Origin of the sequence: Rhodococcus sp. ENV425 (assembly GCF_002887785.1) — a bacterium.
Taxonomy (GTDB): domain Bacteria; phylum Actinomycetota; class Actinomycetes; order Mycobacteriales; family Mycobacteriaceae; genus Rhodococcus; species Rhodococcus aetherivorans.
Window position 1 is genome coordinate 70,826 of the sequence record NZ_PCZU01000156.1, and the last position, 5,583, is coordinate 76,408.

Here is a 5,583-nt window from a genome sequence, read left to right on the forward strand (position 1 = left end):
CAGCGCGCCGTTCACCGCGGAGGCCGAGGCGTGGCGGGCTCTCGAGCGGGAGTTCGAGACCCGGCTGCACAAGCACTGATCGTCCGGCGGAGCACCCGCCCGACCACCGGCGCGGCGAACAGCGTCCCGGGCGGATCCACCATCGCCGCGACGCGGAAGAATGCGCGGACCACCTCGGGATCCTGCGCGGCGGCGGCGTGGACGAGCGGCAGGTAGCGGTTGGCCAGGCGCACTTTCGCGCTGCGCCGGCCCTCGACCTGCGGCCAGGCGAGGTCGCCGCCGGTGGCCATGTCCCAGGGCACGTCGACGACCTTCGCCATATCCCGGAACCATCGATGCGGGTCCGGCTCCCGGCCGCCCTTCAGGTGTTCGGCGAGCAGCCCGGCTTCGAACGCCGCGACGCTCATTCCCTGCGCGTAGATCGGGTTGAAACTGCATGCGGCGTCGCCGGTCACCAGCAGTCCCTCCGGCAGCCGCCGGCACCGTTCGTAGCGCTGCCGCCGACTCGCCGGAAAGTGGTACGACCGGGGCGCGTCGAGCGGCTCGGCGTCCCGGATCGCGTCGTACACGTCCGGGCGGGGCAGGGACCGCAGGAAGTCCACCCAGCCGTCCGGCGAGGACGGGGGCCGGTGCCCGAGCATGCCCACCGCCGTCACGAGGCAGCGACCGTTCTCGATCGTCTGGATGGCGGCACCGCGCGGGTACGGCGGCGACGGCGCGAGCAGAATCCCCAGGTCGCCGCCCATGAGTGCCGGATCGGAGGCGTAGGTGCGCGTGACGTACGTGAGGTCGACGCGCACCTCCTCCCGCTCGGGCGGGTGGTATCCGAGCCGCTCGAGCCACGCCGGGGTTCGCGAACCACGGCCGGTGGCGTCGACGACGAGATCGGCGTCGAGAACCTCCTCGACGCTGCCGTCCGCCCGGCGGAGCACGCGCACGCCGGTGACCTTTCGGCCGTCCCGGCTCACGGTCAATCCCAGCGCGTCGCAACGATCGACGATCCGCACTCCGGGACGTGCGGCGACGCGGGACCGCACCCGATGTTCGAGATTCGGCCGGCTCGCGCTCACCGCCGTCAGGTCGCTCTCCGCCTGCCGGAGGCGGTGGCCACCCAGATACCAGCGCACGTCGCCGCACTGGTCCACCATCGGTGCACCGTCGCCGACGAGATCGGCGGTGAGCCCGGGCAGCAGTTCCTCCATCGCGCGCATCCCGCCGGCCACCAGCACATGGATGTGCCGACCCTGCGGTACGCAGCGCCGTGCCGCGGCACCGTCCGGCAGTCTGTCGTGATCGATCACCACCACGTCCGAGTACGCATCCGACAACACCCGCGCGGCGAGCAGACCGGCCGTTCCCGCGCCGAGGACCACGGCGCGATCACCGATACGTGTCACCATTTCCGGCACCTCCTCGTTCGAGTGCGAGAAGCATGCGTCCGGAATCTGCTCGGTCACCAGTCCGTTCGGTGCTCGGTTGTGCTCACTGCCGGCGGCCGTACACCTCCTGGTCCCACAGCCACGACACGATCCGCTCCACCCCGGTGGCCAGGTGCCTCCGATAGGTGCTGAACGGCAGTCCGAGCGCTGCCGCGGCCGACTCCTGGGTCGCCGCCGGCCGCAGATACGTCCGGTCCACGGCCCGCAGCAGTTTGTCGTCGCGGGGATGGTCGGCGAGGGTGGCGACCGCGTCGCGCAGCACCTGCTCGAGCAGCGCGACGTCGGGTTCACCGGCGCCGGCCCGGTCGTGGAGCAACCGGGTGCGCAGCAGGGGATTGCGGGCGAGCAGAGCGTGCTGCCGCAGGTCGTGCAGGCCCTGCTTGACCGACTGCGCGAACTCGGGTTGGGAGAGTACGAGCAGCACGGGTGCGCTGGGCACCGGCGGCGACGGACCGCGGGCCAGCGCCCGTTCCGTCACCCGTTCGAGCCAGGCGCCGACCGGGACGCGCCGGAAATCGTGGGCGAACAGGCCGAATCGGCGGGGACCGACGACGAAGTCGCCGCCGTCGACCCGTGGGAGGTCGGCGACGGCGAAGTAGTCGTCCCACCGGTCCGGCTCGGCCAGGACGAGCACGTCGTAGGCGAGGCCCCGGGTGGTGAGGTATCGCTGCATCGTGAGGATCGGGACCGCGTTGAGCGTCGGCGAGGGATCCTGGTACGTCTCCCGGTCCACGACGAATCGGGTCTGGGTGACGACGTCGCCCTCGCGCACCGGCGTGCCTCGCCGCGCGGCCCGCCATGCCGCCGCGGCCCCGGGGTCGCGGTCCCGGTCCTCTTCGGAGGCGCGGGTGAGGTCCAGCAGCCCGATCACTCCGCGGACGGTTCCGTCCGGGCAGCGCAGAACGAAGAAGCCGTCCGGTTGCCGGTCGAGCCACCGCTGCGCGAGCCGGGCGGACTCGGCTCCCTCCGCGGTCCGGATCAGCTCGACGACCGCCGCGTGCTCGGCGGCGGTGGCGGGTTCCGGATAGTACCGGCCCCAGCTCTCCCACTGCACCGGCGAGAGCACGCCGGCGAGGTGACGGAACACGAACTTCAGGTCGAAGATCGCCTGTTGTTGCCGCCGTCCGGTCGCCGAGTCGAGGGTTCGGTGGATGTGCCGCCACACCCGGCGGAAGACGTCGGCATAGCTGTCGGCGTCCCGCCACCACAGGTCGGCGTCGATGACGTCCCGGGCCAGGTCGTGGGGATGGAGGCCGTCGGCCCCGGTCTCGACGAACGAGAGGCCCCGAAGCCACCGGAATGCGTCGTGGGCGCAGTCGTCGCCGGTGCCCAGCGCGTCCCGCAGGAGCGATTCGGTGGTCACGCGTGCGAGTGCGCACACTTCCAGGGCCCGGCGATGCACGGTGCCCGGTTCCTCGTCGACGAACCGGCGCAGCAGCGTCCCCACGAGGTCGGGACTCAGCGGATCCGCGTCGGCACGTCCGCCGCGGAGCACCGCGTCGGCGAGCAACGACAGCGCCAGCGGATGGCCGTGTGCCACGCGGCAGAGGCGGTCGTGCAGGTCGTCCCGGACCCCGACGGCGCGCAGGTAGTCGACGCTCTCCCGGGGTGCGAGATTGCGCATCGACACCACCCGCAGCAGATCGCCCCATGCGAGGTCCGAGCGCCACTGCGGCGACGGCGGACTCCGCCCCGCGATCACGGTCACCGCGCTGTCCGGCAACCGCGGCAACAGATCCCGGCGGATCCAGCCGTCGATCGGTGCGAGTGCCTCGTACGTGTCGATCACCATCACCAGCCGTTGCCCGGAGGCGGTGGCGATTCGATCCGCGTCCAGGTCGAGATGCTCCGCCAACGAGGCGAGCACGGCGGCCGGGGCGGGAACGAGGTCCCGCCCGTCGAGACGCACGAGGACCGAACCGGCCCCGACGGCGAGATCGGCCACCTCGTCGAGCAGGCTCGTCTTACCGATCCCTCCGGGCCCGTACAGGTACAGCACCGAGAACGGGGGCCGGGGCGAGTCGAGGGCGGCACGTACGAGTTCGAGCTCGGCCGAACGACCGACGAACCGGCGCCGCCGGCGCGCGGCGAGCACGTCGCCGAGAGTTGCCGAGGGCGGGACGCGATCGCCCATACCTCGACCCTACGAGGTGAGGTCCGCCGAGGGTACTGTCCGACGAGGGGACTGTCAGCCGATCAGGACGGCGTAGCCGGGCTTGATCACGTCGTCGATGAGCTCGAGCCGCTGGTCGAACGGCAGGAACGCGGACTTCATCGCGTTGATCGTGAACCGCTCCAGGTCGGACCACCCGTACCCGAACGTCTCGACCAGCCGCATCATCTCCTTGCTCATCGTCGTGTCGCTCATCAGGCGGTTGTCGGTGTTGACGGTGACCCGGAACCGCAGGCGCGCCAGCAGGTCGAACGGATGCTGCTCGAGGGTGTCCACGGCGCCGGTCTGCACGTTCGAACTCGGGCACAGCTCGAGCGGGATCCGCTTGTCGCGCACGTAGTTCGCCAGCAGGCCGAGGGTGGCGGTGCCGTCCGCGGCGACGGTGATGTCGTCGACGATGCGCACGCCGTGGCCGAGGCGGTCGGTGCCGCAGAACGCGATGGCCTCGTGGATGGACGGCAGCCCGAAGGCCTCCCCCGCGTGGATCGTGAAGTGCGCGTTGGCGGCGCGCATGTACTCGAAGGCGTCGAGATGCCGGCTCGGTGGGTAGCCGGCCTCGGCACCGGCGATGTCGAACCCGACGACGCCGCGGTCGCGGAACCGCACCGCGAGTTCGGCGATCTCCCGGGACCGGGCCGCGTGCCGCATCGCGGTGAGCAGCAGCCGCACCCGGATCGGCTGGGCGCCGGAGGCCTCCACCGCGGACTCCCCCGACCGGAACCCCTCGAGCACGTGCTCGACCACGGAGTCCAGGTCCAGCCCCCGCTCGAGATGCTGCTCGGGAGCGAAGCGGACCTCGGCGTAGACGACGCCGTCGGCGGCGAGGTCGAGCACGCATTCGCGGGCGACCCGCTCGAGGCCGTCCGGGGTCTGCATGACGGCCACGGTGTGCGCGAACGTCTCGAGGTACCGCTCGAGCGAGCCGCTGTCGGCCGAGTCCCGGAACCAGCGCGCCAGCTCGGGTTCCGTGCCGGCCGGCAGCCGGTAGCCGCAGGCATCGGCCAACTCGAGTACGGTTCCCGGCCGCAGACCGCCGTCGAGGTGGTCGTGCAGAAGCACTTTCGGCGCGGTCCGCAGCGCGGATTCGGTCAGTGTCGTCGTCGCCGGCTCCGTCATGCCCCGACGGTAGTCGGCTAGGCGGTGATCCGCTCGACGACGAGCGGCCGTGTCGCCGGCGTGGAGTCGGAGATGTGCACGCCCTCACCGAGCGTCGCCATCGCGGCGGGGAACTTCGCCGGGGTGTCGGTGTGCAGGGTGGCGATCACGTCCCCGGCGCGGACCCGGTCCCCCGGCTTGACGTGCAGCTCGATCCCCGCCGCGGCCTGCACGGGTTCGCCCTGCCGTTCGCGGCCGGCGCCGAGCCGCCACGCGGCCACACCCACCGCCATCGCGTCGAGTTCGGCGAGCACGCCGTCGCCGGGTGCGCGCAGCACCTCGGTGTGCCGGGCGACCGGCAGGGGCGCGTCGGGGTCGCCGCCCTGCGCGGCGATCATCGCGCGCCACCGGTCCATGGCGGTGCCGTCGCGCAACTTGTCCGCGGGGTCGACGTCGTCCCGGCCGACGGCGGCGAGCATCTCGCGGGCGAGGGCGAGGGTCAGCTCGACCACGTCGGGCGGGCCGTCGCCGGCGAGCACCTCGACGGCCTCCCGCACCTCGAGGGCGTTGCCCGCGGTCCGGCCGAGCGGGACGTCCATCCGGGTGAGGAGCGCGACGGTGTGCAGCCCTTCGTCCTCGCCCAGCTCGACCATGGTGCGGGCGAGTTCCCGGGCGTCGCCGAGGTCCTTCATGAAGGCCCCGGAACCGACCTTGACGTCGAGGACGAGGGCGCCGGTGCCCTCGGCGATCTTCTTGCTCATGATCGAGCTGGCGATCAGGGGGATGGACTCGACGGTGCCGGTGACGTCGCGCAGGGCGTAGAGCCGGCGGTCGGCCGGGGCGAGGTCGGCGCCGGCCGCGCAGACGACGGCGCCG

The 5,583-nt window shown here is 72.3% G+C and carries 4 protein-coding genes; all 4 read right to left on the reverse strand.

The window, feature by feature from the left end:
- Nucleotides 1-11: 11 nt before the first annotated feature.
- Complete coding sequence (locus tag CQZ88_RS12785; RefSeq protein WP_029544717.1) at nucleotides 12-1,400, reverse strand: NAD(P)/FAD-dependent oxidoreductase; 1,389 nt, start codon at nucleotides 1,398-1,400, stop codon at nucleotides 12-14.
- Between the two features lie 82 nt (nucleotides 1,401-1,482).
- On the reverse strand, nucleotides 1,483-3,573 hold the full coding sequence (locus CQZ88_RS12790) for an ATP-binding protein (protein ID WP_006939676.1): 2,091 nt from the start codon (nucleotides 3,571-3,573) through the stop codon (nucleotides 1,483-1,485).
- A 54-nt stretch (nucleotides 3,574-3,627) separates the two neighbouring features.
- Nucleotides 3,628-4,728 carry an adenosine deaminase gene (locus tag CQZ88_RS12795; protein WP_006939677.1) on the reverse strand — a complete coding sequence of 367 codons (1,101 nt, stop codon included), beginning with the start codon at nucleotides 4,726-4,728 and terminating at the stop codon, nucleotides 3,628-3,630.
- 17 nt (nucleotides 4,729-4,745) lie between these two features.
- Nucleotides 4,746-5,583: thymidine phosphorylase (locus tag CQZ88_RS30960; RefSeq protein ID WP_258008577.1), on the reverse strand; the 838-nt coding region annotated here is incomplete at its 5' end.

Bases quoted from the DNA above. Each gene is read 5' to 3' on its own strand.
- CQZ88_RS12785 (WP_029544717.1), bottom strand. From the start codon at position 1,400: ATGGTGACACGTATCGGTGATCGCGCCGTGGTCCTCGGCGCGGGAACG.
- CQZ88_RS12790 (WP_006939676.1), bottom strand. From the start codon at position 3,573: ATGGGCGATCGCGTCCCGCCCTCGGCAACTCTCGGCGACGTGCTCGCC.
- CQZ88_RS12795 (WP_006939677.1), bottom strand. From the start codon at position 4,728: ATGACGGAGCCGGCGACGACGACACTGACCGAATCCGCGCTGCGGACC.